Source organism: Blattabacterium cuenoti (genome assembly GCF_014251775.1).
Lineage (GTDB): Bacteria > Bacteroidota > Bacteroidia > Flavobacteriales > Blattabacteriaceae > Blattabacterium > Blattabacterium cuenoti_H.
In genome coordinates this window covers 178,028-204,744 of record NZ_CP059199.1, presented here as the reverse complement: position 1 = coordinate 204,744, position 26,717 = coordinate 178,028, and the positions used below count along the sequence as shown (strand labels likewise).

The following is a 26,717-nucleotide window of genomic DNA, read 5'->3' as shown; positions in this document are numbered from 1 at the left end:
TTATTTTCTGTTTCCAAATAGATAATTACCTAATCTAATAATAGTGCTGCCATGTTGAATTGCTAGATTAAAATCTCTACTCATTCCCATTGAAAGGACATTACATTGATATTTATTTTTATACTTATCATATATTTTTTTTAAATAAAAAAATTCATTATTTACGATACTTTTTTCTTTAAAAGATGCTAATCCCATTAATCCAATTATTTTTATATTTTTCATATTTTTACTAGATTCAAATATTTTATATCCATCTTCTTCTGATATTCCTGATTTATTTATTTCATTAGAAATACGTATTTGTAAAAGACATTGAATAATTTTATTATGTTTATTTCCTATTTTATTAATAATTTCAATATGTTTAAATTTTTGGATGCTGTGAATTAAATGAACAAAAGGTATTATATATTTCAATTTATTACTTTGGATTTTTCCAATCATGTGCCAACGTATATCTTTTGGTAATAGATGATATTTTTTTACCATTTCTTGAATAAAATTTTCCCCAAAATCTCTTTGTCCTACTTGATATAATTTTCTTATAGATAAGATATCTTGATTTTTAGAAACTGCTAAGATTCCTACATTTTTAGGAATTGATTTTTTTATTGAAAAAAAATTTTTTTTAATCATCAAAAAGATATTAAATATTATTAAATTTTATTAATTAAAATTAAATTGAATTATTAATATTTTATTAGTTTCTATTGTTATTTTAAATCTATTATCCATTCTATTTCCTACCAATATTATATGATTGTTTTCGTTTATAAAAATCCAAGTATTATTTTTTTTTAAAATAGAGAATTTTTCATCTTTATAATATTTACTTATTTTCTTTTTCCCATTCATGTTTAAAGGATAAAAAAAATCTCCATATCTCCAAGTTCTTAGTAATAAAGGCAATTTAATTTTTTGAAAATCTATAAAAAAAATATTTTTATTAAATTCTAAATGTTCTTTTTTATAATTTTTTATTATATCAAATTTAATCTTAATAGGAAGATTAATATGATTAACATTGTTAAAATTTTTAATAAAAAAAATTCTTTCATCCTTTATTGATGAATAATTATTAATCATTATCCAATAATTCCTATTTTTTAAAACGTTATATTTAGCTGAAATCAATTTTTTTCCGGATTTTGTATACAAAAGATTAATCAAACTTTTAATATCATAAAATCCATATGGATAAAATAATTTAAATAAATAAAATGATAATGGATATAAATTTTTTACTTTTTTAGTATCTATTTTCCAAAAAAATGGATTAAATTTTTTATTGATAGTAATTTCATTTTTTTTTTCATCAATATTTTTTTCTATTAATTCATTTTCTTCATGAAGAAAATTCATAGTTTTTTTTAATCCTTTAAAAAAAAAAGGGAAATAATTTGATATAAAATGCAGAGTTTTACGAATTTTATTTCTAGTATATTTACTATTTTGATTACTACTATCTGTTCTCCATGTTATATCATTATTTTTAGCATAAAAAAAAATATTCTTTTTACTAAAATCTGAAAGTGGTCTTAAAAATCTTTTATTTTTTTTTGGAATTCCTAATAATCCTTTTATTCCCGTTCCTCTAAATAAATTAATAAAAAATGTTTCAATAGAATCATTAAAATGATGACCTAATAATATATATTCATAAAATTCTTTTTCTAATAATTCATTAAACCAATTATATCTTAATTCTCTAGCAGACATCTGTATAGATATTTTTTTTTTTTTAGCCACTTCTACAGTATTAAATTTTTTGACATGACATATTATATTTTTTTTTTGACAAAAATCTTTTACAAAGATTTCATCTTCATTGGATTCATCACCTCTTAAGTTAAAATTACAATGAATAACTTCTATATCATTAGATGTTTCAATTAATAAATTTAAAAGGACCATACTATCTAATCCTCCACTTACAGAAATACCTAATTTTTTTTTATTATCATCAGATAATAAATTTTTCAAATCTATAAAAAATTTTTTTTTATTGAAAAAATTATTATTCATAATTTTATTTTAATATTTCTAATATCTCTTCAGCTATTTCATCTTTAGATTTGTTAGAAATATTTATTTTTTTATAAGATTTTTCATAAAAAAAGGTTCTTTTTGATAGATGATTTGTAATAAATTTAAATAATTCATCTTTTTTTAATAGAGCAATTAAAGGTCTTTTTTTTTTTCCAAAAGTAATCTTTTTAATAAATTAAAACTATCTATTTTTAGATAAAAAGTTTTTGAATGTTTATTTAACATATAAATGTTATTATAAAAACATGGAGTTCCACCTCCTACTGATAAAACATATCGTTTTTTTTTAGATTTTAAAATTTTTTTCAAAATAAAATTTTCTATTTTTCTAAAATATAATTCCCCTTTTTCTTTAAAAATTTTTTCAATTGAACTATTTTGTGTTTTAACAATAATATGATCTAGATCATAAAATGTATATTTTAATTTTTTAGATAAAATTTTCCCAATAGTAGTTTTTCCACATCCCATATATCCTATTAAAGTAATTTTCATAAAAAAAAACTCAAAATTTATAGTATATTTGTCAAAATTATTCTTTTTTTGAATATCCGACCTGATAGCTCAGCTGGTAGAGCATTACACTTTTAATGTAAGGGTCCTGGGTTCGAACCCCAGTCAGGTCATTATTTAATCAATTTCTAAAACTACTGGACAATGATCGGAATAAATTATATCTGGCATAAGATATGAATTTTTCATTCTTTTTTCTAAAGATTTACTGATTATAGCATAATCAATTCTCCATCCTTTATTATTTTTTTTAGAATTATAACGGTAACTCCACCAACTATAGTGATTTCCACTTTTTATATAACTTCTAAAACTATCTATAAATCCTAATTTTAATAAATTACTCATCCATTGTCTTTCTTCTATTAGAAATCCAGATAATCCTTGATTTTTAATTGGATCATGAATATCTATATTATTATGACAAATATTGTAATCACCACAAATAATTAAGTTTTTTGATTTATTTTTTATTTTTTTTATATATGAAAAAAATTTTTTCATAAAAAAAAATTTAAATTTTAATCTATTTTTCATATCATTTCCAGAAGGAATATAAATATTTATTATTGATATTTTTTTATTTTTTAAATCGATACGTAATACTCTTCCTTCTTTATCAATCGAATCAATATCCATTCCAAATTTTATATAAAATGCTTTCTCTTTAGAAATAATTCCAACTCCACTATACCCTTTTCTTTTTGAAGAATGCCAATAATGATTATATCCTAATTTTTCAAAAATATCAGTTTGAATTTGATCAGAGAATGCTTTAATTTCTTGAAAACAAATAACATCTGGATTATTTTTATTTATCCAATTGAATAATCCTTTCCGTATGCCAGATCTAATTCCATTTATATTATAACTAATAATTTTCATATTATTAAATAATTACTATATCTAGAGTTATCTAGATGGTTATCTATTTTAGTAAATTATAAAATATTCAAAATTGTTATTATATTTGCCTCAATACAATAATTTTTTTTTTTACTAAAAAAAACTAACTAAAAAGCTTACAAAAGTAAGCTTTTGTTATTTCTTTTCCTAAAATATGGATAAATTAAAAATAGCTATTCAAAAGTCAGGACGTCTTTATGAAGACTCAATTAAATTATTGAAAGACTGCAGTATTGAAATTAATATTGGTATAGATAAATTAAAAACTACAGCACTAAATTTTCCTTTAGAAATATTATTTTTAAGGGACGATGATATTCCTCAGTATTTAGAAGATGGAGTAGCTGATATAGGGATTGTTGGAAAAAATGTATTGTTAGAAAAAAGAAAGAAAATTAACATAAAAGAAACTTTAGGATTTGGAAAATGTAGACTTTCTATAGCGGTACCTAAATCTTTAATATATAAAAATATGAATGATTTAAATGGAAAAAGAATTGCGACAAGTTATCCTTTTTTAGTGAAAGAATTTTTTGTAAGAAGATGTATTAATGCAGATATACACGAAATATCTGGAGCAGTTGAAATTGCTCCAGGAATAGGATTGGCTGATTGTATTTGTGATTTAGTTAGTAGTGGATCCACATTATTTATGAATGGACTAAAAGAAGTTGAAACGGTACTTCAATCTGAAGCAGTATTAGCTTCTAATATACATTTAATAAATTCAAAAAATACAATAATGGATAAATTATTATTTCGAATTAGAGCAGTTAAACAAGCAAAAAATAATAAATATATTTTATTAAATGTTCCAAACGAACGGTTAGAAAAAATAATATCTTATCTTCCAGGGATTAAAAGTCCAGTAATACTTCCATTAGCAAATTCAGAATGTAGTTCAGTTCATTCTGTAGTTAATGAAAATGATTTTTGGGGAATAGTAGAGAATTTAAAATCACTTGGAGCACAAGATATTTTAGTACTTCCAATAGAAAAAATTATATTATAATAAATAATTTATATAATGATTAAAATATGTAAAAATCCTACATTTAATAATGTATTAAATTCTATTAATTATAATAGATCACTAAAAAAAAATTCAAAATTAGAAGATTTAGTTTCTTCTATTTTAAAAGATGTTAAATCCAATGGAGATATAGCTTTAAAAAAATACACCCAAAAATATGATAATGTTAACATTCATACATTTAAAGCAACTGATAAAGATTTTTATGAAGCAGAAATAAAAGTTTCTAATGAATTAAAAGAATCTATTAAAATTGCATATAATAATATAAAATCTTTTCATCAAAAACAGATACAAAAAGAATCTAAAATAGAAACAAGTGAAGGTGTTTTTTGTTGGAGAAGAAATATACCTATAGAAAAAATAGGTTTTTATATCCCGGGGGGAACTGCTCCTCTTTTATCTACTGTTTTAATGTTAGGAATTCCTGGAAAATTAGCTGGATGTAAAAATATAATTATATGTACTCCTCCAAATAAAAGTGGAAATATCCATCATTCTATATTATATACTGCAAAATATCTAGGAATAAATTCTGTTTATAAACTAGGTGGGGTACAGGCAATTGCGGCTATGACATACGGAACAGAAAGCATTCCAGCTGTTTATAAAATATTTGGTCCGGGAAATTCTTATGTAACTAAAGCAAAAGAAATTGTTTGTTATAAAGAAAATATATCTATAGATTTACCAGCTGGACCTTCAGAATTAGTCATTATAGCTGATGATACAGCAAATCCAAATTATGTAGCTTCAGATTTATTATCTCAATTAGAGCATGATCCAGAAAGTTATGCAATTATCATCACTACAATAAATAATAATGATTGGATAAAATCAGTTCAAAAAAAAATAAGAAATCAATTTATTTTTTTAAATAAAAGAAAAAATATTGTTAAACAATCTATTAAAAATAGTAGTATAATAGTTCTATCCTCATTAGAGGAATGTTTTTTATTGGTAAATAAAATTGCTCCAGAACATTTAATTATTAACTGTAGGAATGCCAATTCATTTTGGTTTAATAAAGTAATTAATGCAGGATCTGTTTTTTTAGGGAATTATTCTCCAGTTAGTGCGGGTGATTATGCTACTGGGACTAATCATGTACTTCCTACTAATGGAAATGCTAAATATTATAGTGGGATATCTATAGATAGTTTTGTTAGAAAAATAACATTTCAGAATATATCTAAGGAAGGATTAAAAAATTTATCAAAATATATTAATATTTTATCCTCTGAAGAAGGATTATTTGCTCACAAAAAATCTATAAATATTAGGTTAACATGAACAATAAATCATTAAATTTTGATTTATGCTCTTTAATAAGAAAGAATATATTAAATATAAAACCTTATTCATCAGCTAGATCTGAACATAAAAATAAAAATTTTAAAAAAACTATATTATTAGATGCAAATGAAAATTCATTTGGATCACCTTTATTCTTTAATAATTATTATAATAGATATCCAGATCCTTTGCAAGAAAAATTAAAAATAAGAATATCTAAAATAAAAAATATATCTCCTGATAATATATTTTTAGGAAATGGAAGTGATGAAATTATTGATTTAATATATAGGATATTTGCAAATCCGTATAAAGATCATTCTATAATTTTTCCCCCTACATATGGGATGTACGAAGTTAGTGGAAAAATTCATGGAGTAAACGTTATAAAAATTCCTCTTATAAGAGGAATATACCAGTTAGATTTATTTGAATTAAAAAAATATATAAATATTTTTAGTAAAATTATATTTATTTGTTCTCCTAATAATCCAACAGGAAATGACATAAAAAAAGAAGATATAAAAAAAATTATAAAAAAATTTTCTGGAATAGTTGTTTTAGATGAAGCTTATATAGATTTTTCTTCTGAAAAATCTTTTTCTATGGAAATTAATAAATATCCTAATTTGATTATTTTGCAAACTTTATCTAAAGCTTGGGGATTAGCAGGCATAAGGATAGGAATCGGAATAGCTTCAAGAGAAATTATTTATTGGATGAATAAAGTAAAAAATCCATATAATATTAGTTCTTTATCTCAAGAAATAGCTTTTAAAGCACTTGAAAATAAAGATTTATTTTTTTATCATATAAAAAATATAATTACGGAAAGAGATTATATGATAAATATACTCAATAATATTCCATTTGTAAATAAAATATATCCTAGTTCAACTAACTTTATTCTTGTAAAATTTAAATGTCCTTCATATAAAATATATCATTATTTGATTGATAAAAAAATTTTTGTACGAGATAGATCAAAAATTACATTATGTAGTAATTGTTTAAGAATTACGATTGGAACACATAAAGAAAATAAATATTTAATAAATCAAATACATAAGTACAATATTTAACTTAAAAATTAGAATATAAAATATAATGAAAAGAATATTGTTTCTCGATAGAGACGGAACTATTATAGAAGAAAATTCTAAAAATTATCAAATTGATTCTATTGAAAAAATAAATTTTTATCCTAGAGTTATATTTTTTTTATCAAAAATAAAAAAAGAATTGAATTATGATTTAGTCATGATATCTAATCAAGATGGATTAGGAACAGATGAATTTCCAGAAGAAAAATTTTGGCCTATACATAATCATATATTGAATGTTTTAAAATCAGAGGATATTATTTTTTCTTCTGTTCATATAGATAAAACGTTTAGAAAAGATAAATCTTTTACTAGGAAACCAGGAATTAAAATGTTAAATACATATTTAAATAATAAATCATTATATGATATTTCTAGATCTTTTGTAATAGGTGATAGATTAACTGATATTTTATTAGCTAAAAATTTAGGATGTAAATCTATATGGATAAGAAAAAATAATCGTCATTATGAAGATTTCACAGAAGAAGAAATAGATTATTATCATAATTTAAATAAAAGTAAATTAAATAATTTAATTTCTTTAAAAACTGATAATTGGAAAGAAATATATCAATACTTATTAAGTATAGAAAATAAAAATAAATCGATATATATACGTAAGACATCAGAAACTAATGTTAAAATAGGACTGACTATATATGGAAATGGGAAACATAATATTAATACTGGAATTGGTTTCTTTGATCATTTACTTCAACAAATTTCTATTCATAGTTTAATGGATATAGATATTTTAGTTAAAGGTGATTTACAGGTAGATGAACATCATACTATAGAAGATAGTGGAATTACATTTGGAAAAATTTTTAGTCGTTGTTTAAATGATAAAAGAGGAATTGAACGTTATGGTTTTTATATTTTGCCAATGGACGACTGTTTATCTAAAGTGGCTTTAGATCTTGGGGGAAGAGAACAATTATTATGGAAAGTAAAATTTTTTAGAGAAAAAATTGGATCTATTCCTACAGAAATGTTTTATCATTTTTTTAAATCGTTTTGTTCATCTGCTAAATGTAATATACATATTCATTCAATTGGAATAAATGAACATCACAAAATAGAATCTATTTTTAAATGTTTTGCTAGAGCTATAAAAATGGCAATTAATAAAAATAATTACAATAATAAAATCCTTAGTTCTAAGGGGGTATTAGAATAAAAAAAATCTTATGAAAATTATTATTATAAAATTTCCATCTGGAAATGTACAATCATTATTATTTTCTTTGGAAAGAATTGGGGTAAATGCCGAAGTTTCAAATTATGAAGAACATATAAAAAGTGCAGATAAAGTAATTTTACCAGGTGTTGGAGAAGCTGGTTTTGCAATGAAATATTTAAAAAAAAATAAATTAAATGATATAATATTTAATTTGAAACAACCTGTATTAGGGATATGTTTAGGAATGCAATTATTATGCAAGTTTTCAGAAGAAAGTAATACTGAATGTATAGGAATTTTCAATTATTTAGTTAAAAAATTTAAATCAAAAAAATATAAAATTCCTAAAATGGGTTGGAATACTATTTCTGATCTAAGTGGTCCGTTATTTAAAAACATATCTAATGGTAGTTATCAATATTTTGTACATGGATATTATATTCCATTAGGAATACATACAATAGCAAAAACAGAATATATAGTTAATTATAGTGCTGCATTACAAAAAAAAAATTTTTATGCTGTGCAATTTCATCCTGAAAAATCTTCTTATGTCGGACATAAGATATTAGAAAATTTTATTCAATTATAAAAAATTTTTATAGATATTATGAATCATAATAAAAAATATAATAATGATATTATCATCGCTATAGATTTAATAGATAATAAATGTGTTCGTTTAACAAAAGGAAATTTTAATAAAAAAAAAATTTATCATGATGATCCATTAGATGTAGCTTTATTTTTGGAAGATAATGGAATAACTCGATTACATTTAGTTGATTTAGATGGAGCAAGAATGGGGAAAGTTATGCATTGGAAAATATTAGAAAAAATAGCAAAAAATACAAAATTAATAATAGATTTTGGAGGTGGGATACATACAGAAGAAGATATTAATAATGTTTTTAATAATGGTGGAAAAATGGTTTCTATCGGAAGCATTGCAATTAAAAATCCTATTCTTTTAAAAGAATGGATTAATAATTATGGATCTGAAAAAATTTTATTAGGAGTAGATGTTTTAAATAATAAAATAGCTATTAATGGATGGACTAAAATATATAATATTTCGATATTAGATTTTATAAAAAAAAAATATACTGATGGAGTAAAAAATATATTTTGCACAGATATTAATAAAGATGGATCTTTATCCGGACCAACTTTTTCATTATATGAAAAAATTAAAAAAAATTTTTTTAATATAAAATTAATTGCTAGTGGAGGAATCAGTAAAATAAGAGATGTAGAAAAATTACTAAAATTAGGATGTAGTGGGGTTATTATTGGAAAAGCTATTTATGAAAATAAAATTTTATTTTCAGAAATTATCAATTTAAAAGAAAAAATGGATTTATGTTAACTAAACGAATTATACCATGTTTAGACATTAAAAATGGTAGAACAGTAAAAGGAAAAAATTTTAAATCTTTAAAAGATGCAGGAGATCCTATAGAATTAGGATATTGGTATACTAAACAAGGAGCTGATGAACTAATATTTCTAGATATTACAGCTACAAATGAAAAAAGAAAAACATTAAAAACTTTAGTAAAGGACATTTCTAGTCAGATTAATATACCTTTTACTGTAGGTGGTGGAATCAAGGAAGAAAAAGATGTAGAATTGTTATTAGAATCTGGTGCAGATAAGATATCTATTAATACTGCTGCATTTAAAAATCCAGATATTATAGAAAAATTTTCAAAAAGATTTGGTAGTCAATGCATTGTACTTGCTATTGACACTAAATTTTTAAAAAATTCATGGTGGGTTTATTTAAATGGAGGTAGAATTGAAACTAATACTAAAACTATGGATTGGGTAAAAGAAGGAGTAGACAGAGGTGTTGGTGAAATATTATTAACATCTATGAATCATGATGGAACAAAAAAAGGATTTGCTATTGATATTATAAAAAATGTATCAGAAACTGTATCAGTTCCAGTAATTGCATCAGGAGGAGCAGGAACTATAGAAGATTTTTATAATGTATTTAAAAATGGAAAAGCTGATGCTGCTTTAGCGGCAAGTATATTTCATTATAAAATAATAAAAATTCCCAATTTAAAAAAATACTTAAGTTTTCATAATATTCCAGTTAGAAATTATAATTAGAATTAATTATATAATTTTTAAAAAAATGAAAAATAAATTTCTATCTATTAAAAATAATATTTCATTTAAAAATGGATTAATTCCAGTTATTATACAAGATTTTAAAACAAATAAAGTATTAATGTTGGGTTTTATGAATGAAGAAGCATATAAGAAAAGTATTTTTGACAAAAAAGTAACTTTCTATAGTAGATCTAAAAAAAGATTATGGACTAAAGGAGAAATAAGTAAAAATTATCTTTTTATTGAAAAAATATTAATTGATTGTGATAAAGATACATTATTGATAAAAGTTTCTCCTAATGGTCCTGTTTGTCATAAAGGAACAGATACTTGTTGGAAAGAAATTAATAAAAAAAATTTTCTTTTTATTTTAGAAGATTTAATTTTAAATAGAACTAGACAAAGAAAAAAAAAATCTTATATTTTCCAATTATGGGAACAAGGAATAAATAGAATAGCCCAAAAATTAGGAGAAGAATCTATAGAATTAATTATTGAATCAAAAGATAATAATAATAATCTTTTTTTGAATGAATCTGCAGATCTTTTATTTCACTATTTAATTTTATTACAATACAAAAAAATTAATATACAAGATGTAATAGATTTATTGGAAAAAAGAAATTTAATTAAATAATAATATTTTATAAATTAAAAAATTTCTTATCCATTGAATATTTTATCATTGCTTATGCAAATAAAAAAAATGTATATATAACTTTGTATAATAATTTTCAATTCATTAATATGATATGATAAAAATTCTGTAAAAAAATTATTTTCAATCGTTCTTTAAAACGAATAAAATAAATTATATTGAAAATTGAATTTTTTATCTATTGTTTAATGCAGCTTTTAAAGTATTTTTTAGTAGCATTACTCTAGTCATCGGTCCGACTCCACCAGGAACAGGGCTTAAATAAGAAGCTATTCCATATACACTTTTAAAATCTACGTCTCCAACAATTTTATTATTAGAAATATTATTAATCCCTACATCTATAATAATAGAACCTTTTTTGATCATTGTCCCTGTAAGAAAATTTTTAATTCCTACTGAAACTATAATTATATCGGCTTTTTTTGTATAATATTTTATATTAATAGTTTTACTATGAGCAATAGTTACAGTACTATTTCCTATTAAATTTTTTCTACTCATTAAAATACTTATAGGTTTTCCTACAATTATACTTCTTCCAATTACTACAGTGTATTTTCCAGATATTTCTATTTTATTTCTTTCTAATAGAGTTAAAATTCCCAGTGCAGTAGCAGGATAAAAACTATTCATTCCTAAAGTCATTTTACCAAAATTTTCCGGATGAAATCCATCTACGTCTTTTTTTGGATCAATAGATAGAATTACTTTATTTTGATTAATATGTTTTCCAAGAGGTAATTGTACAATAAATCCATCTATTAAAGGATTTTTATTCATTTTTTCAATCTCTTTTAGTAATACTTTTTCTGTACTATTTTTTGATATTTTAATTAAAGTAGTTCTAATTCCAATATTTTTACATTCTTTAATTTTATTATTTACATATCTAATACTAGAAAAATTATCTCCCATTAAAATAATTCCTAGATTAGGAAGATTTTTTTTGTTTTTCAATATTTTTTCTTTAATGTCTATAATAATTTCTTTTCTAATTTTATTAGCTAATTCATTTCCATTTAATAATTTAGTTTCTATTTTCATTTTATTATTTCTATTTCTTGTATGATTTGAAGAAATTCTTTATAATTTAATTCTTCTGCTCTTTTATTTAAAAAAGATATTTTATTAAAATTTGAGTATTTATTAAATAATTCTAAAGAATTTTTTAATTTTTTTCTTCTTTGTCTAAAAGCAATTTTTACACATTTAAACAATAATTTTTTCCTATAGTTAGGAATTTTTAATTTTTTTCTTTTTAAAGAAATTACTGCAGATTTTATTTTTGGAACTGGAAAAAAAAATTTTTTATCTACTTTAAATAAATATTTTATTTCATAAAATGTTTGTATTAATACAGATAATATACCATATTTTTTATTTCCTTTTTTAGAAAAAATACGATTTACTAATTCTTCTTGAAACATACCAATACATTCTGGAATGTATTGACTATATTTTAATATATGAAATAATATTTTAGAGGAAATCCCATAGGGAAAATTACTAATTATTGCAAAATTATATAATGGAATATCTTTAGGATTCCATTTTAAAAAATCTTTATGAATAATTTTATTATCAGAAATAGAAAATAAATTTTTTAGAAAAAAAATTATTTCTTTATCAATTTCTATTAAAAATAATTTTTTAAAAATTCTTTTTTTTTCTAATAATAATAAATATTCAGTTAATATTCCTAATCCTGGTCCTACTTCTACTACTGTAGAATAATTTTCAAAAGAAAGATTATCTACAATTTTTTTAGCTATATTCTTATTTTTTAAAAAAAATTGATCTAATTTTCTCTTATAAAAATATTTATTATGCATTTTACAAATATAAAAATATTTTATCTGTATCTTGTTGCCTATTATATCATAACATATATATACATAAGTATGATTAATTATATATTCTTTTGAGTTTTAGAAATTAAAAAATTTTATTTTCATAAAATTATGTTTCAAGTATATTTTATACGTAAAAATAAAAAAAGAGTTTTATTAGGTTTAAAAAAACGTAATTTTAATAAAATATATTTAATAGATGATATATTAAAATTAGATAATAGTAGAAAAAAAATACAAAATATTTTAAATAAAGTATTAGAAAAAGAAAATATTATATCTAAAAAAATATCAAAAATATTATTAAAAAATAATCATGTTAATGTTAATGAATTAGAAATAAAATCTCTTAAAGAATCATCTTTTTCTCTAAAATTGAAAAAAAAAAATCTCAATATTCAATTAAAAGAAATAATTTTTTTTCTAAAAAAAAAATTAAGTTATATTCCTAATATTCCTGATGAAACTGTAAAAAAAAAATTGGCAAAAGATGATATTATTATTCAGGAAGGAATGGGAAAGAGTTGCATAGATAATCCATTACCTCATTGGGAATTATCAAAAAAATTTAATTTATTTGATTTAAATTTAGGATCAAAAATATGTGGGACTGGATTTCCTGTATATTTTGGAAAATTTGCAAAATTACAAAGAAGTTTAATTCAATATTTTTTAGATAAAAATATAAAAGCTCTATATAAAGAATATAGCCTGCCTTATTTTATTAATCAAACATCTGGATTTTCTACAGGACAAATTCCTGATAAAAAAGATCAAATGTATTTTATAGAAAAAGATAATTTTTATCTTATTCCTACTGGAGAAATTCCCCTTATGAATTGTTATAGAGATAAAATTTTTCTAGAAAAGGATCTTCCTATTAAAGCGACTACTTATACTTCTTGTTTTAGAAGAGAAGCTGGATCTTACGGAACAAAAGTCAGGGGATTAAACAGACTTCACCAATTTGAAAAAGTTGAAATTATTCAAATAACTCTTCCTGATTATTCATCTTATTCTTTAAAAGATATGATAGAACATGTGAAAAATATTTTGAAATCATTAAATTTGCCTTTTCGTATTATTCGTTTAAAAGCTTCAGATCTTGGTTATTCTTCTTCAATAACTTATGATTTTGAAGTGTACTCAATAGCTCAAAAAAAATGGTTAGAGGTAAGTTCAATTTCAAATTGTACAGATTATCAATCAAATAGATTAAATATTAGATATAAAAAAAATATTACTGGAGAAATTGGATATTGTCATACTTTGAATGGAAGTGCATTAGCATTACCTAGAATTTTAGTAGCTATATTAGAAAATAATCAAACGAATAATCATATAAATATACCTGAAGTTTTAATTCCTTATACAGGATTTAATAATATTAAATAAAAAAACTATTCGTTTATGAAAGTTATTGACCATATATCTAAAGCAAAAAAAATATTATTTTCTTTTGAAATATTACCTCCTTTGAAAGGAAAAAATATTAAATATATTTTTGATACATTAAATCCATTAATGGAATTTAATCCCCCTTTTATTGACGTTACCTATCATCGTGAAGAATTTATTTATGTAGAAAAAGGAAATGGATTATTACAAAGAAAAAAAATATCCAGACGTCCTGGAACAGTTGGGATATGTGCTGCTATTATGAATAAATATAAAGTAGATGCTGTTCCACATTTAATATGTGGAGGTTTTAATAAATATATGACTGAAAATGCTTTAATAGATTTGAATTTTTTAGGAATAGATAATCTTTTAGTATTAAGAGGAGATCCATTAAAATATGAAGATAAATTTTTTGCAAAAAAAAATGGCCATAAATATGCATTAGATCTTGTAAAACAAGTAAATAATATAAATTTAGGAAAATATTTAGATAAAAATTTTATTAATTATGATGAAAAAAATAATCCTATATTTGATTTTTGCATTGGTGTTGCCGGATATCCTGAAAAACATTTAGAATCTCCTAATATAGAAAGTGATTTATTTTTTTTAAAAAAAAAAGTAGAAGCAGGAGCAGATTATATAGTTACACAGATGTTTTTTGATAATAAAAAATATTTTACTTTTGTAAATAGATGTAGATTAGAAGGGATTTCAGTCCCTATTATTCCTGGAATAAAACCTATATCTTCTAAACAACAATTAACTACTCTTCCTTCTAAATTTTATTTAAGTATTCCAAATGAATTAGTGAAAGAAGTTGAAAAAACTAATAATAAAAAAAATATATTCCATATTGGAATAGAGTGGGCTATTCATCAGTCTCAAGAACTGAAAAAATCAGGAGTAAAAATAATTCATTATTATACAATGGATAAACCTGAAAACATATATAAAATAGTTCAATCCATTTTTTAATTTATTTTATATAAAGAGTCTTTTTTATAGAATTTATTATTTTTTTTTCATCTGGATACCATATTTTAATTAAATTTGATGCGTAAGGAGCAGGAGTGTCTAATACAGTTATTTTTCTTATAGGGGCATCAAGATAATCAAATGCATTTTTTTGTATAAAATATGATATTTCAGATCCAATTGAAGAAAATGGCCATGATTCTTCTAAAATAACTAAACGATTAGTCTTCTTTACAGAAGAAAGTATTAATTTATAATCAATAGGGCGTACTGTTCGAAGATCTATTATTTCTACGCTAATATTTTCTTGATACAATTTTTTTGCAACATTTAAAGCGATTTTTATAATTTTACCAAAAGAAACTAAACTTACATCTGATCCTTTTCTTTTTATATCTGCTTTACCAATAGGTAATAAATATTCTTTATCTGGTATAATCATTTTATCTCCATACATTTGTTCAGATTCCATAAAAATTACTGGATTATTATCTCTTATAGAAGATTTTAATAGTCCTTTTGCATCATAAGGATTACATGGAATAACTACTTTTAATCCAGGACAATTCGAAAACCAACTTTCAAAAGATTGTGAATGTGTAGCTCCTAATTGTCCAGCAAATCCAGTAGGACCTCTAAAAACAATAGGAATATTCCATTGTCCACCACTCATATAACGAATTTTAGCTGCATTATTGATAATTTGATCCATAGCTAATAATGAAAAATTAAAAGTCATGAACTCTATAATGGGTCTACATCCGTTCATTGCAGAACCTATTCCTATTCCAGCAAATCCTAATTCTGATATAGGAGTATCTATAACTCTTTTTTTTCCAAATTCTTCCAACATTCCTTTTGAAGCTTTATAAGCACCATTGTATTCAGCTACTTCTTCTCCCATTAGATAAATAGTATTATCTCTTCTCATTTCTTCACTCATAGCTTCTGCTATAACTTCTCGAAAAGTTTTTTCTTTCATACAATTTTTTTATAAATGGAATATAATTTAGTTCAAATAATTAAAGAAAATGAATCAATTAAAATTTTTAATTCGATTTTTGAATAAAGTAATGAAATTATATTTGATTAAGATTAGACTTTATCTTTAAAAGAAAAAAATCAGTTAAAATATGTTATATAACTTTATTTTTTACTAATTTTATAAAACTATAATTGTATAAATGATCATTATCTTTGTAACATATAATTTCCTTTACTTTTTTCCAGATTTTAAAATCTATTTTTGGAAATTTTTTATCTCCATAAAAGTTTTTATGAATTAATGTTAACTCTATTTCATCTGCTTTTTTTATCATTTTATTGTATATTTGTTCACCACCAATTATAAATATTTTTTTATAAGATAATTGATTAATATCTTTCAAAGAAGAAATTATTTTAATATTTTTTTCATTTTTTATTTTATTTTTTATTTTTGATAAGTTATATTTTGTCAATACAATGTTTAATCTTTCCGGAAGTATTTTTCCAATTGATTCAAAAGTTTTTCTTCCCATGATAATTGTTCCTCCTAAAGTTAATTGTTTGAATCTTTTTAAATCATTGGGTAAATGCCACATTAAATTATTATTTTTACCTATAAAACCATTCTTGGAAACCGAAGCAACTAGTATTATTTTCATTATTTTTTATTAGTTTTAAAAATTAAATATTATGGATATTCCAATTAAATATGATCATAAATTTATTGAAAAAGAAATATATAAAAAATGGGAAAATGAAGATTATTTTTCTTCTTATCCAGATAATAGAATTCCTTATGCGATTATAATGCCACCTCCAAATGTTACTGGAGTTCTACATATCGGACATGTATTAAATAATACAATACAAGATGTTTTAATTAGATATGCTAGAATGAATGGCTATAATACTTGTTGGATACCAGGATTGGATCATGCTTCTATTGCTACAGAAGCAAAAGTAGTAGAAAAATTAAAAGAAAAGGGACTATCTAAATTTAGATTAGGAAGAAAAAAATTTATAAATCATGTATTACAATGGACTAAAACCCACAAAGAAATTATCATTAATCAAATTAAACAATTAGGATGTTCTTGCGACTGGAAACGTTTACAATTTACAATGGATGAAAAACTATATGAATCTGTTATAAAATCTTTTATTTTTTTATATAAAAAAGGATATATATATAGAGGATATCATGTAGTTAATTGGGATACAAAAGCAAAAACTACTATCTCTGATGAAGAAGTGATTTATAAAAATGTAGTAGGAAATCTTTATTATATAAAATATAAGATAGAAGATGAAAATAATTTTATTACTGTAGCTACTACAAGACCTGAAACAATATTTGGAGATACTGCTATTTGTTTTCATCCCAATGATGAACGTTTTTATTCTTTAAAAGGAAAAAATGTAATAGTTCCAATAACTAATAAAATTATTCCAGTAATACAAGATTCATATACAGATCCTAATTTAGGAACAGGCTGTTTTAAAATTACTCCAGCTCATGATATATACGATAAGAAAATCGCAGATAAATATCAATTAGAAATGATAAATATTTTTAATGAAGATGGAACCATTAATGAAAATGGATTTCATTATAAAAATATGGATCGATTCGAATCGAGAAAAAAAATAATTAAAGAATTAAAAAAATTAAATCTTCTAAAAAAAATAGAAAAAATTGATCATAGAGTCGGATTTTCTGAACGAACATTATCAATAATTGAATGTATTCCATCTATACAATGGTTTATTAAAATGAAAGATTTGGCTATACCAGCTATAGAAGCAATAAAAAAAGAAAAAATTAAATTTTATCCAAAAAAAATTAAAAATATTTATTTTCAATGGATGAATAAAATTCATGATTGGAATATATCTAGACAGTTATGGTGGGGGCATAGAATTCCAGTATATTATTATGGAAAAAAAATTAATGATTTTGTAGTTGCAGAAAATATAAAAGATGCCTTAAATAAAGCTAAAAAAAAAATTAATAATGATCAATTAACTTATAATGATCTAAAACAAGATCCAGACGTTTTAGATACTTGGTTTTCCTCATGGTTACTCCCTTTATCAATTTTTGATGGAATTAAATCCCCTAATAATCCAGAAATATCTTATTATTATCCTACAGAAAATTTAATTACTGGTTCTGATATTTTATTTTTTTGGGTGGCAAAAATGATCATATCTGGATTTTTTTTTAGAGAAGAAAAACCTTTTAAAAATGTTTTTTTTACTGGAATTGTTAGAGATTATAACAATAAAAAAATATCAAAATCATTAAAAAATTCTCCTAATTGTACAAAATTAATTAGTGAATATGGAGCAGATGCAGTTAGGTTTGGTGTAATGATTAAAACTATTGCTGGAAAAGATATTAATTTTGATGATAAGACTTGTATTCAAGGTAGGAACTTATCTAATAAAATTTGGAATTCTTTTCGTTTAATTAAAAAATGGAAAACAATGGTGGTCAATGAGTTAACTAATGAATATATTTACGATTATATTAATATTACTATTAAATGGATAGAAAATCGTTTTTATTATGTATTAGAATATGTTGAAAATAAAATTAAAGAATATAAATTAGATGAATCATTAATGATTTTATATAAATTTTTTTGGAATGACTTTTGTTCAATTTTTCTTGAAATAATGAAAACTGTAACTATAAATAAAAAATATATCCCTAAAAATATTTATTATTCTGTAATTAAAAATTACGAAAATATTCTAAAATTATTACATCCATACATTCCTTTTATTTCAGAAAAAGTTTGGGGGTTATTAAGAAATAGAAAATCAAAAGATTCTATAATGATATCTTCATGGCCTAAGATGAAAAAATATGATATTAATATAATTTATTCTTTTGAAAGAATTATTCAAATAATAACTAAAATACGTAATATAAGAAATGAAAATAACATATCAAATTCCTTTAATCTTATATTATTTTCTATGAAAAAAGAAAGAAAAGAATATAGTAAAATTTTATCAAAATTAGTTAATATATCAAATATAATTTTAATTTCGGATCAGTATAAAATTGATAAATTATCATTTTTTTCTTTTTTTTTAATAGGTACAGAAAAATTTTTTTTATCTTTGGATTCAAAAAATAAAAATTTTTTTATTGAAAAAAAAAACAGTAGTATAATATCTGTTGAAAAAAAAATTAAGTATTTAAATAAATTGTTATCTATAATTAATAAAAATTTAAATAATGAAAAATATAGATCTTTTGTACCCGATAAGATTCTATCTAAAGAAAGAAAGAAAAAAATAGATACCATTAATAAAATTCGTTCTTTTAAAGAATATTTAAAATATTTAAAGAATCAATAAAAAATTACCAACTACTTTCACTACCACCTCCTCCAAAATCTCCTCCATTTCCAAAACCTTCAAAAGTATCATCATCTTCTAAATTTTTATTATCTCTAAAAAATATATTTGTAAATATAAATGGATTAAATAATAATAAGGAATTATTATCCCCTATTAAAGAAATATAAAAAATCATTATAATGATAAAAATTAATGATAATAAATGTATAATAGAAAAATATTCTTTTTTTTTAAAGTTTTCTTTTTCAATTTTTTTTTCTAATATTTTAGAAATTTCGTCTGTACAAATATTTATAGATTTATAAAAAAGATTTTTTCTTAGAAATGGTTTCATCTTTTCTATAATTTTTGCCGACTGAAAATCAGTTACAAAAGGTTCTATTCCATAGCCATTTTGAATAGATATTTTTCGATCTCCTATAGAAATAAGTACAATAATTCCGTTATTTTTATGAAAATCCCCAATTCCCCATTTTTCGCCCCATTGTTGGGTTATAAAATTTTGATTATTATTATGATTACTATTAATTATACATATTAAAATTTTTGCATAATTTTTATTAGAAAACGATATCAATTTTTTATTAAGATTAGTTATTTCTGTTTTTGATAATACATTTGCGTAATCTTGAATGGGATATATTTTAGTAGGTGGATCGGGAACTATGAAATTTTTTGCTTTTAATGATGAAAGAGTAATAGAATTGGCAATAAAGAATAAAAAAAATATAAATAAGATTTTTTTCATTTTATGAAAATCGTTTTAATATAATGAAAAATCAACTTTAGGGTTATTTTTAGATTCTTTTTGGATTTTGAAATATCCTTTTTCTTGAAATTTTTCAAAAAAATTTGCAATAATAATTATTGGAAATTGATTTCTATAAGAATTAAAATTGTTTACTTCTTCATTAAATTTGTATCTTTCAACATTAATCCTATTTTCGGTTCCCTCTAATTGATTTTGTAATTCATAAAAATTCTCTGTAGATTTAATATTTGGATAATTCTCTACTACTATTAATAATTTTCCTACATAATTATTTAAGTATTCTTGTGTTTTTTGAAATTTATCTATCTGATTTTGATTTAGATTATTTGAATCTAAATGGACAGAGCTTGCTCGTGATCTAGCTTCTACTATTTGATTTAATGTTTGATTTTCGAATAATGCTGATCCTTTTACTGTATTGACTAAATTTGGAATTAAGTCTGATCTCCTTTGATAAACACTTTCAATTTGACTCCATTGAGTTTTTATTTTTTGATCTAATTGTATTAAATTATTATATATGTTAATCCCCCATAATCCAGTTATAAATAATATTATTAATATATAAATAAAAATTTTTTTCATATTTCATAATTATCAATCTATTATTTTTATAAAGATAATAGATTTGGAAAAAAGAACTTACATTCTCTTATAGCATTACTATTATTATCAGATCCGTGAATAGCATTCTTTTCTAAGGAAGTTGCATATAAATTTCTTATTGTTCCTTTTTTAGCAATTAATGGATTTGTATTTCCTATTAATTTTCTGAAATCTTTTACTGCATTTTTTTTTTTTAAAATCATAGGAATTATTGGAGCGGAAGACATAAAATTTATTAAAGAATTGAAAAATGATTTCTTCTCATGTATTTCATAAAACTTTATCATTGATTTTTTAGAACTAGTAATAGTTTTAATGGCTGTTATTTTAAATCCATCATCCATTATTTTAATTAAAATATTAGATATATATCCGTTTTCAATTGCATCTGGTTTTATAATAGAAAGAGTAAAATTTCCAGGAAAAATATCTATTTTGGCCATATTACATATTATTAATATAATAATTTTTCAAAATTATAAAAAGAAATTTATAAATGAAAATTATGTTTTTTTATATCTTTTAAAATAAAATATGAATAAAAAAAATTTTTCTGATTTCATCACTAATGAAAAATCTTTTAAATCATTTAAAAAGATGATATTAGATGACTATAAATTAGCTAGAATTAGTAGAGAGATTAGTATTTTAGGAAGAAGAGAAGTTTTAAATGGTAAAGCAAAATTTGGAATATTTGGTGATGGAAAAGAAATTCCTCAGTTAGCTATGTCTAAAATATTTAAAAATGGTGATTTTCGTTCTGGATATTATCGAGATCAAACTTTTATGTTGGCGATTGGAGCATTGACAGTAAAAAGTTTTTTTTCACAATTATATGCACATTCAAATTTAAAAGCAGAACCTACATCTTCTGGAAGAATGATGACTTCTCATTTTGGAACCCGTTTTTTAGATAAAAATGGATCTTTCCAAGATCTTTCTGAACTAAAAAATTCTAGTGCAGATATTTCATGTACAGCATCTCAAATGCCTAGATTATTAGGATTAGCTCAAGCATCAAAAATTTATAGAGAATTAAATACTTTAAAAAATAGTCATAAAAAATTTTCTAAAAATGGGAATGAAGTGGCATTTGGTACTATTGGTAACGCAAGTATATCTGAAGGATTATTTTGGGAAACAATAAATGCTGCTTCAGTATTACAAATTCCTATTATATTATCAATATGGGATGATGAATACGGGATATCAGTCCCTAATAAATATCATTTTTCAAAAAAAAATATTAGTGATCTTTTGCAGGGATTTTGTAGGAATAATACAGAAAAAGGAATTGAAATTTTTCAAGTAAACGGATATGATTATATAAATCTTATAAAAACATATATTAAAGCCAATAGAATAGCTCGTTATGAATATGTTCCAGTAATTATACATGTTACTAATTTAACTCAACCTCAAGGTCATTCAACTTCTTCATCACATGAAAGATATAAATCAAAGAAAAGATTAGAATGGGAAAAAGAAAATGATGGAATAAAAAAATTTAGAGATTGGATTTTAAAATTTAATTTTAATGGAACTAAAATAGTTGATGGAGATTATCGTCTAAATAAAATAGATACAGAATCAAAAAAATATGTACAAAATAAACAAAAAGAAGCTTGGAGTAATTATATTAAATCTATTAATAAAATTAAATATGAAGTTTTTAATATTATAAAACATATACACGAAGAATATCCAAATTATAATTGGATAAAAAATTATATGAATGATTTATATCATAAAAATTTAATTACTAAAAAATCAATATTTAGTTCATCTAAAAAAATACTATTTTCATTAAATCAAATAAATTCAAATTCTTTTCATTCAACTTCCATAAAGTCATTAAAAAATTGGATAAAAACAAAATCTCAAGAAGAACAAAAAAATTATTCTTCACATTTGTATAGTAGCTCTAAACATTCATTGAAAAGAATGAATGAAGTTTTTCCCATATATAATTGGAGATCATTAAAAGTAGACGGTAGAATTATTTTAAGAGATAATTTTGATAAATTATTAGAATTATATCCGGATCTTTTAATCTTTGGAGAAGATGTTGGAAGAATGGGAGATGTAAATAAAGGATTGGAAGGGTTACAAAAAAAATATGGTAAAACCCGTGTTTTTGATACAGGAATAAGAGAATCTACTATTATAGGACAAGGGATCGGATTAGCTATGCGGGGATTACGTCCTATAGTTGAAATACAATACGTCGATTATCTTCTTTATGCTTTACAAATTATTAGTGATGATTTGGCATGTTTACAATATAGAACAAGAGGGGGGCAAAAATCCCCATTAATTATTAGAACCAGAGGGCACCGCTTAGAAGGAATATGGCATTCTGGTTCTCCTATGGGAGGAATTATTAATTATCTAAGAGGAATTTTAATATTAGTTCCTAGAAATATGGTTAAAGCAGCTGGTTTTTATAATACATTATTGTCTTTAGATGATCCAGCTTTAGTTATTGAATGTCTTAATGGATATAGAATAAAAGAAATATTACCGAGTAATCTCGGTAATTTTAAAACTCCTATTGGAATAGTAGAAAAAACAAGAATAGGTAAAGATATTACGATAGTAACTTATGGTTCTACCTGGAGAATTGTAAATAATGCAGTTAAAGAATTATCTAAATTTAATATAGATTCTGAAATTATTGATGTTCAATCTTTATTACCGTTTGATATAAAAAAAGATATAGTAAAAAGTTTAAAAAAAACTAATAGATTATTAATAGTAGATGAAGATGTCCCTGGAGGTGCTTCTGCGTATATATTACAAAATATATTAGAATGTCAAAAAGGATATTATCATTTAGATTATCCTCCGGTTACAATAACTGCTAAAGAACATAGACCCCCATATGGATCAGATGGAGATTATTTTTCTAAACCGTCTATAGAAGATATTGTAGAAAAAGTTTTAGAAATGATGAATGAAAATTCATAAATAAATTATTTCATTCATTTAAATTTGTAATATTTTAATGTATATATGAAAAAATATATATGAAAATAAAAAAAATATCATATTCAAGGATAAAAAAAGTTAATTTTGATAAAATTAAATTTGGAAATTTTTATTCAGATCACATGTTTTGTTCTGAATTTAAAAATGGTAAATGGAAAAACTCTGTTATTAAACCATTCGGAAATATAATGATATCTCCTATTTCTTTAGTATTTCATTATGGACAGGCAGTTTTTGAAGGAATGAAAGCTTATAAAGATAGAAAAAATAAAGTTTTTTTATTTCGTCCAGAAGATAATTTTAGAAGATTTAATAAATCTGCTATTCGTTTAGAAATGCCTCCCCTTCCCAAGGATATATTTATGAATGGATTAAAAAAATTAATAGATATAGATAGAGATTGGATTCCCAATAATTATGGACAATCTTTATATATTCGTCCGTTTTTAATAGCAACAAATGGAATTCTTTCTGCTAAACCATCTAAAGATTATATGTTTATGATAATATCTACACCAGTAGATACTTATTATAAAAATCCTTTAAAAATAAAAATAGAAGAGAAATATAGTCGTTCTGCTTCAGGAGGAGTAGGATTTACTAAAGCTGCCGGAAATTATGCTTCTTCTTTTTATCCAACTAGATTAGCAAATGAAGAAGGATTTGATCAAATTCTTTGGACCGATTCTTCTACTCATACAAAAATAGAAGAGTCAGGAACTATGAATGTAGTTTTTTGGTTAAAAAATAAATTAGTTACTCCAAAACCTAATGAAAACATATTAAATGGAATTACTTGCAAAAGCATACTTTCTATAGCAGAAAGAGAAAAAATTAAAGTAGAAAAGAGAGATTTAAGTGTTTTAGAAATAATAGAAGGATTAAAGAAAGGTTATTTAAAAGAGGCATTTGGATGTGGAACTGCGGCTGTTGTTAGTTTTTTTAAAATGATTCATTATAAAGGAACTAATTTCGAATTACCTAATTTACAAAAACATGATAGATTATCACTTAAATTAAAAAAAAAGCTTTTAGACATACAACATAATTTATCAGAAGATCCTTTTGGATGGAGAGTCTTATTAAAATAAAAATATAATGGATAATCATCAATTCCAATCAGTGGAAGAAGTAACGATAAAAGCAATATTTTTATTATATAAAATTGATAATATTCAACTAAATTTTCAATACCCTAAAAAAAATCATACATGGGATATATCTTTAATATTATTTCCTATTTATAATAGAATTGGAAATTCTATATCTATAAAAGATATAGGAGAAAATATAGGAAAATATGTAAAAAAAAAATTTAATGGATTAATTAAATTTTCTGTTATTAAAGGATTTTTAAATTTTTTTTTTCATAATGATTATTATCTTTTTATTCTTAGAAAAATATCCAATTTAGATTTTATTTATAAATTTAATTTTTGTCAAAAAAAGAATATTCTCATAGAATATTCTTCTCCAAATGCTAATAAACCACTTCATTTAGGTCATTTAAGAAATATGTTAATTGGATCATCTATTTCTAATATATTAAAAATGATTGGACATAACGTTATACAAGTTCAAATAATAAATGACAGAGGAATACATATTTGTAAATCTATGATAGCTTGGAAAAAATTTGGAGATAGAGAAAGTCCAAAAAAAATTAAAATGAAAGGCGATCATTTTGTTGGAAAATATTATAATTTATTCGAAAAAATATATAATGAAGAAATAAAAAAATTTAGAAAAAATGAAGTTCCTATTTTAAAAAAAGCTAGAGAATTATTAATAAAATGGGAGAATGGTGATTCTACTACTAGAGATATATGGAGAAAAATGAATAAATGGGTTTATGAGGGGTTTAAAAAAACTTATGAAAAAATTGGAATAAAATTTGATCATACCGAATATGAAAGTGATATATATAATTTTGGAAAAAAAATTATAATTAAAGGACTAAAAAGGGGAATTTTTTTTAAAAAAGAAGATGGATCTATTTGGATAGATTTAACAAAAGAAGGTTATAATTTTAAACTTTTATTACGAGATGATAAAACATCTGTATATCTTACTCAAGATATAGGAACTGCTATAAAACGTTTTAAAGAATTTAAAATAGATAAAATGATTTATATTGTCGGTAAAGAACAAGAGAATCATTTTAATATACTTTTTAGTATTTTAAATCGATTAGGTTTTTCTTGGGTAAAAAAATTATTTCATTTGTCATATGAAATGGTTTTTTTACCTAGTGGTAAAATGCAATCTAGAATAGGAAATGTTGTGAATATAGATGATCTTCTTTCAAAGATAATTCATACTGCAAAAAATAAATTTTCTCAAAAATATTTAATTTTTAATAAAAAAAAAGGAGAAAAAATTTGTTATAAACAAGTAGGATTAAGTGCATTGAAATATTACTTTTTACAAATAGATCCAAAAAAGAAAATTATTTTCAATCCAATTAAATCTATAGATTTTAAAGGAAAAACTGGAGTTTATATTCAGTATACTTATTCTAGAATTCGTTCTTTAGAAAAAAATTTTTTTAAATCATGTTTTTTCATAAATTATAGATGGAATAATATTATATTAGACGATTGTGAAAAAAATGTTATTAATACTATTCAAAAATATCCAATAATTATGGTAAAATCAGCTGATAATTTGAATCCATCTTTATTAGCTAATTATATTTATGAATTATCTAAAAAATTCAATCATTTATATCAAGAAAAAAAATTAATAGATCCGTTAAATATCATTTATAGTAATATATATATGAATATAATCCATATTATTGGAAATATTTTAAAAATTGGTATGAACTTATTAGGTATAAATATGGTTGATCATATGTAAAAAAAACTAAAAATT

General features: G+C 22.3%; 25 protein-coding genes and 1 tRNA gene. 15 read left to right on the top strand and 11 right to left on the bottom strand.

Going from position 1 to position 26,717, the window contains the following annotated elements:
• The 3 genes from H0H58_RS00985 to H0H58_RS00975 form a co-directional block, all read right to left on the bottom strand.
• Complete coding sequence (locus H0H58_RS00985; RefSeq protein WP_185865185.1) at window positions 1–639, bottom strand: YggS family pyridoxal phosphate-dependent enzyme; 639 nt, start codon at window positions 637–639, stop codon at window positions 1–3.
• A gap of 30 nt (window positions 640–669) precedes the next feature.
• Window positions 670–2,028: a tRNA lysidine(34) synthetase TilS gene (gene tilS / locus H0H58_RS00980; protein WP_185865184.1), complete on the bottom strand. Its 1,359-nt coding sequence runs from the start codon at window positions 2,026–2,028 to the stop codon at window positions 670–672.
• 156 nt (window positions 2,029–2,184) lie between these two features.
• On the bottom strand, window positions 2,185–2,547 hold the full coding sequence (locus H0H58_RS00975) for a shikimate kinase (protein WP_317168433.1): 363 nt from the start codon (window positions 2,545–2,547) through the stop codon (window positions 2,185–2,187).
• A gap of 58 nt (window positions 2,548–2,605) precedes the next feature.
• On the opposite strand from H0H58_RS00975, the gene H0H58_RS00970 reads away from it, so the two are divergent.
• A tRNA-Lys gene (locus tag H0H58_RS00970) sits at window positions 2,606–2,678 on the top strand.
• Window positions 2,679–2,682: 4 nt separating this feature from the next.
• Here H0H58_RS00970 and H0H58_RS00965 read toward each other — a convergent pair.
• Entirely contained in the window at window positions 2,683–3,450 is a 768-nt protein-coding gene (locus H0H58_RS00965; RefSeq protein ID WP_185865183.1) for an exodeoxyribonuclease III, read from the bottom strand.
• A gap of 175 nt (window positions 3,451–3,625) precedes the next feature.
• Here H0H58_RS00965 and hisG point away from each other — a divergent pair, with 175 nt between their 5' ends.
• Genes hisG through hisIE form a run of 8 tightly spaced genes read left to right on the top strand, consistent with a single transcriptional unit; the run spans window position 3,626 to window position 10,853 of the window.
• Window positions 3,626–4,483 (top strand): ATP phosphoribosyltransferase, encoded by an 858-nt coding sequence (gene hisG / locus H0H58_RS00960; protein ID WP_185865182.1) that lies wholly within the window; start codon window positions 3,626–3,628, stop codon window positions 4,481–4,483.
• A 15-nt stretch (window positions 4,484–4,498) separates the two neighbouring features.
• Window positions 4,499–5,797 (top strand): histidinol dehydrogenase, encoded by a 1,299-nt coding sequence (gene hisD, locus H0H58_RS00955; RefSeq protein ID WP_185865181.1) that lies wholly within the window; start codon window positions 4,499–4,501, stop codon window positions 5,795–5,797.
• On the top strand, window positions 5,794–6,882 hold the full coding sequence (gene hisC, locus H0H58_RS00950; RefSeq protein WP_185865180.1) for a histidinol-phosphate transaminase: 1,089 nt from the start codon (window positions 5,794–5,796) through the stop codon (window positions 6,880–6,882). The genes hisD and hisC overlap by 4 nt, the downstream gene beginning before the upstream one ends.
• Before the next feature lie 25 nt (window positions 6,883–6,907).
• The gene (gene hisB, locus H0H58_RS00945) at window positions 6,908–8,086 is read left to right on the top strand and encodes a bifunctional histidinol-phosphatase/imidazoleglycerol-phosphate dehydratase HisB (RefSeq protein ID WP_185865179.1); all 1,179 of its coding nucleotides are present in this window, start codon (window positions 6,908–6,910) and stop codon (window positions 8,084–8,086) included.
• 10 nt (window positions 8,087–8,096) lie between these two features.
• Window positions 8,097–8,681, top strand: a complete 585-nt coding sequence (hisH, locus tag H0H58_RS00940) for an imidazole glycerol phosphate synthase subunit HisH (RefSeq protein WP_185865178.1) — start codon at window positions 8,097–8,099, stop codon at window positions 8,679–8,681.
• 18 nt (window positions 8,682–8,699) lie between these two features.
• On the top strand, window positions 8,700–9,458 hold the full coding sequence (gene hisA / locus H0H58_RS00935; RefSeq protein ID WP_185865177.1) for a 1-(5-phosphoribosyl)-5-[(5-phosphoribosylamino)methylideneamino]imidazole-4-carboxamide isomerase: 759 nt from the start codon (window positions 8,700–8,702) through the stop codon (window positions 9,456–9,458).
• Window positions 9,452–10,213, top strand: coding sequence for an imidazole glycerol phosphate synthase subunit HisF (gene hisF, locus H0H58_RS00930; protein WP_185865176.1), 762 nt, complete (start codon window positions 9,452–9,454; stop codon window positions 10,211–10,213). The genes hisA and hisF overlap by 7 nt, the downstream gene beginning before the upstream one ends.
• A 25-nt stretch (window positions 10,214–10,238) precedes the next feature.
• Window positions 10,239–10,853, top strand: a complete 615-nt coding sequence (gene hisIE / locus H0H58_RS00925) for a bifunctional phosphoribosyl-AMP cyclohydrolase/phosphoribosyl-ATP diphosphatase HisIE (RefSeq protein WP_185865175.1) — start codon at window positions 10,239–10,241, stop codon at window positions 10,851–10,853.
• 195 nt (window positions 10,854–11,048) lie between these two features.
• Here hisIE and H0H58_RS00920 read toward each other — a convergent pair whose 3' ends face one another.
• Together H0H58_RS00920 and rsmA are read right to left on the bottom strand one after the other, a co-directional pair.
• Entirely contained in the window at window positions 11,049–11,921 is an 873-nt protein-coding gene (locus H0H58_RS00920; RefSeq protein WP_185865174.1) for a bifunctional 5,10-methylenetetrahydrofolate dehydrogenase/5,10-methenyltetrahydrofolate cyclohydrolase, read from the bottom strand.
• Entirely contained in the window at window positions 11,918–12,709 is a 792-nt protein-coding gene (rsmA, locus tag H0H58_RS00915) for a 16S rRNA (adenine(1518)-N(6)/adenine(1519)-N(6))-dimethyltransferase RsmA (RefSeq protein WP_185865173.1), read from the bottom strand. The genes H0H58_RS00920 and rsmA overlap by 4 nt, the downstream gene beginning before the upstream one ends.
• 129 nt (window positions 12,710–12,838) lie before the next feature.
• On the opposite strand from rsmA, the gene serS reads away from it, so the two are divergent.
• Both serS and metF read left to right on the top strand, forming a co-directional pair.
• Complete coding sequence (gene serS, locus H0H58_RS00910; protein WP_185865172.1) at window positions 12,839–14,122, top strand: serine--tRNA ligase; 1,284 nt, start codon at window positions 12,839–12,841, stop codon at window positions 14,120–14,122.
• 15 nt (window positions 14,123–14,137) lie between these two features.
• On the top strand, window positions 14,138–15,106 hold the full coding sequence (gene metF, locus H0H58_RS00905) for a methylenetetrahydrofolate reductase [NAD(P)H] (protein ID WP_185865171.1): 969 nt from the start codon (window positions 14,138–14,140) through the stop codon (window positions 15,104–15,106).
• A 1-nt stretch (window position 15,107) separates the two neighbouring features.
• Here the strand turns inward: metF and H0H58_RS00900 are convergent, their stop codons facing one another.
• Window positions 15,108–16,088: a pyruvate dehydrogenase complex E1 component subunit beta gene (locus tag H0H58_RS00900; RefSeq protein ID WP_185865170.1), complete on the bottom strand. Its 981-nt coding sequence runs from the start codon at window positions 16,086–16,088 to the stop codon at window positions 15,108–15,110.
• Window positions 16,089–16,242: 154 nt separating this feature from the next.
• The gene (locus H0H58_RS00895) at window positions 16,243–16,752 is read right to left on the bottom strand and encodes a dihydrofolate reductase (RefSeq protein WP_185865169.1); all 510 of its coding nucleotides are present in this window, start codon (window positions 16,750–16,752) and stop codon (window positions 16,243–16,245) included.
• Window positions 16,753–16,783: 31 nt separating this feature from the next.
• Here H0H58_RS00895 and H0H58_RS00890 point away from each other — a divergent pair, with 31 nt between their 5' ends.
• On the top strand, window positions 16,784–19,468 hold the full coding sequence (locus tag H0H58_RS00890; protein ID WP_185865168.1) for a valine--tRNA ligase: 2,685 nt from the start codon (window positions 16,784–16,786) through the stop codon (window positions 19,466–19,468).
• A gap of 4 nt (window positions 19,469–19,472) precedes the next feature.
• Here the strand turns inward: H0H58_RS00890 and H0H58_RS00885 are convergent, their stop codons facing one another.
• The 3 genes from H0H58_RS00885 to H0H58_RS00875 are packed head-to-tail and all read right to left on the bottom strand — an operon-like array spanning window position 19,473 to window position 21,292.
• Window positions 19,473–20,219: a TPM domain-containing protein gene (locus H0H58_RS00885; RefSeq protein WP_185865167.1), complete on the bottom strand. Its 747-nt coding sequence runs from the start codon at window positions 20,217–20,219 to the stop codon at window positions 19,473–19,475.
• Window positions 20,220–20,234: 15 nt separating this feature from the next.
• Window positions 20,235–20,828: a LemA family protein gene (locus H0H58_RS00880; RefSeq protein ID WP_185865166.1), complete on the bottom strand. Its 594-nt coding sequence runs from the start codon at window positions 20,826–20,828 to the stop codon at window positions 20,235–20,237.
• Window positions 20,829–20,854: 26 nt separating this feature from the next.
• Window positions 20,855–21,292, bottom strand: coding sequence for a nucleoside-diphosphate kinase (locus H0H58_RS00875; protein WP_185865165.1), 438 nt, complete (start codon window positions 21,290–21,292; stop codon window positions 20,855–20,857).
• Between the two features lie 91 nt (window positions 21,293–21,383).
• Between H0H58_RS00875 and H0H58_RS00870 the strand changes: the two genes are divergently transcribed.
• The 3 genes from H0H58_RS00870 to argS are packed head-to-tail and all read left to right on the top strand — an operon-like array spanning window position 21,384 to window position 26,702.
• Window positions 21,384–23,819 carry an alpha-ketoacid dehydrogenase subunit alpha/beta gene (locus tag H0H58_RS00870; protein WP_185865164.1) on the top strand — a complete coding sequence of 812 codons (2,436 nt, stop codon included), beginning with the start codon at window positions 21,384–21,386 and terminating at the stop codon, window positions 23,817–23,819.
• 59 nt (window positions 23,820–23,878) lie between these two features.
• On the top strand, window positions 23,879–24,931 hold the full coding sequence (locus H0H58_RS00865) for a branched-chain amino acid aminotransferase (RefSeq protein WP_185865163.1): 1,053 nt from the start codon (window positions 23,879–23,881) through the stop codon (window positions 24,929–24,931).
• A gap of 7 nt (window positions 24,932–24,938) precedes the next feature.
• Window positions 24,939–26,702: an arginine--tRNA ligase gene (gene argS, locus H0H58_RS00860; protein ID WP_185865162.1), complete on the top strand. Its 1,764-nt coding sequence runs from the start codon at window positions 24,939–24,941 to the stop codon at window positions 26,700–26,702.
• Window positions 26,703–26,717: the final 15 nt, after the last annotated feature.

Coding starts and splice junctions, on each gene's coding strand:
- H0H58_RS00985 (WP_185865185.1), bottom strand. CDS start 639: ATGATTAAAAAAAATTTTTTTTCAATAAAAAAATCAATTCCTAAAAAT.
- tilS (WP_185865184.1), bottom strand. CDS start 2,028: ATGAATAATAATTTTTTCAATAAAAAAAAATTTTTTATAGATTTGAAA.
- H0H58_RS00975 (WP_317168433.1), bottom strand. CDS start 2,547: ATGAAAATTACTTTAATAGGATATATGGGATGTGGAAAAACTACTATT.
- H0H58_RS00965 (WP_185865183.1), bottom strand. CDS start 3,450: ATGAAAATTATTAGTTATAATATAAATGGAATTAGATCTGGCATACGG.
- hisG (WP_185865182.1), top strand. CDS start 3,626: ATGGATAAATTAAAAATAGCTATTCAAAAGTCAGGACGTCTTTATGAA.
- hisD (WP_185865181.1), top strand. CDS start 4,499: ATGATTAAAATATGTAAAAATCCTACATTTAATAATGTATTAAATTCT.
- hisC (WP_185865180.1), top strand. CDS start 5,794: ATGAACAATAAATCATTAAATTTTGATTTATGCTCTTTAATAAGAAAG.
- hisB (WP_185865179.1), top strand. CDS start 6,908: ATGAAAAGAATATTGTTTCTCGATAGAGACGGAACTATTATAGAAGAA.
- hisH (WP_185865178.1), top strand. CDS start 8,097: ATGAAAATTATTATTATAAAATTTCCATCTGGAAATGTACAATCATTA.
- hisA (WP_185865177.1), top strand. CDS start 8,700: ATGAATCATAATAAAAAATATAATAATGATATTATCATCGCTATAGAT.
- hisF (WP_185865176.1), top strand. CDS start 9,452: ATGTTAACTAAACGAATTATACCATGTTTAGACATTAAAAATGGTAGA.
- hisIE (WP_185865175.1), top strand. CDS start 10,239: ATGAAAAATAAATTTCTATCTATTAAAAATAATATTTCATTTAAAAAT.
- H0H58_RS00920 (WP_185865174.1), bottom strand. CDS start 11,921: ATGAAAATAGAAACTAAATTATTAAATGGAAATGAATTAGCTAATAAA.
- rsmA (WP_185865173.1), bottom strand. CDS start 12,709: ATGCATAATAAATATTTTTATAAGAGAAAATTAGATCAATTTTTTTTA.
- serS (WP_185865172.1), top strand. CDS start 12,839: ATGTTTCAAGTATATTTTATACGTAAAAATAAAAAAAGAGTTTTATTA.
- metF (WP_185865171.1), top strand. CDS start 14,138: ATGAAAGTTATTGACCATATATCTAAAGCAAAAAAAATATTATTTTCT.
- H0H58_RS00900 (WP_185865170.1), bottom strand. CDS start 16,088: ATGAAAGAAAAAACTTTTCGAGAAGTTATAGCAGAAGCTATGAGTGAA.
- H0H58_RS00895 (WP_185865169.1), bottom strand. CDS start 16,752: ATGAAAATAATACTAGTTGCTTCGGTTTCCAAGAATGGTTTTATAGGT.
- H0H58_RS00890 (WP_185865168.1), top strand. CDS start 16,784: ATGGATATTCCAATTAAATATGATCATAAATTTATTGAAAAAGAAATA.
- H0H58_RS00885 (WP_185865167.1), bottom strand. CDS start 20,219: ATGAAAAAAATCTTATTTATATTTTTTTTATTCTTTATTGCCAATTCT.
- H0H58_RS00880 (WP_185865166.1), bottom strand. CDS start 20,828: ATGAAAAAAATTTTTATTTATATATTAATAATATTATTTATAACTGGA.
- H0H58_RS00875 (WP_185865165.1), bottom strand. CDS start 21,292: ATGGCCAAAATAGATATTTTTCCTGGAAATTTTACTCTTTCTATTATA.
- H0H58_RS00870 (WP_185865164.1), top strand. CDS start 21,384: ATGAATAAAAAAAATTTTTCTGATTTCATCACTAATGAAAAATCTTTT.
- H0H58_RS00865 (WP_185865163.1), top strand. CDS start 23,879: ATGAAAATAAAAAAAATATCATATTCAAGGATAAAAAAAGTTAATTTT.
- argS (WP_185865162.1), top strand. CDS start 24,939: ATGGATAATCATCAATTCCAATCAGTGGAAGAAGTAACGATAAAAGCA.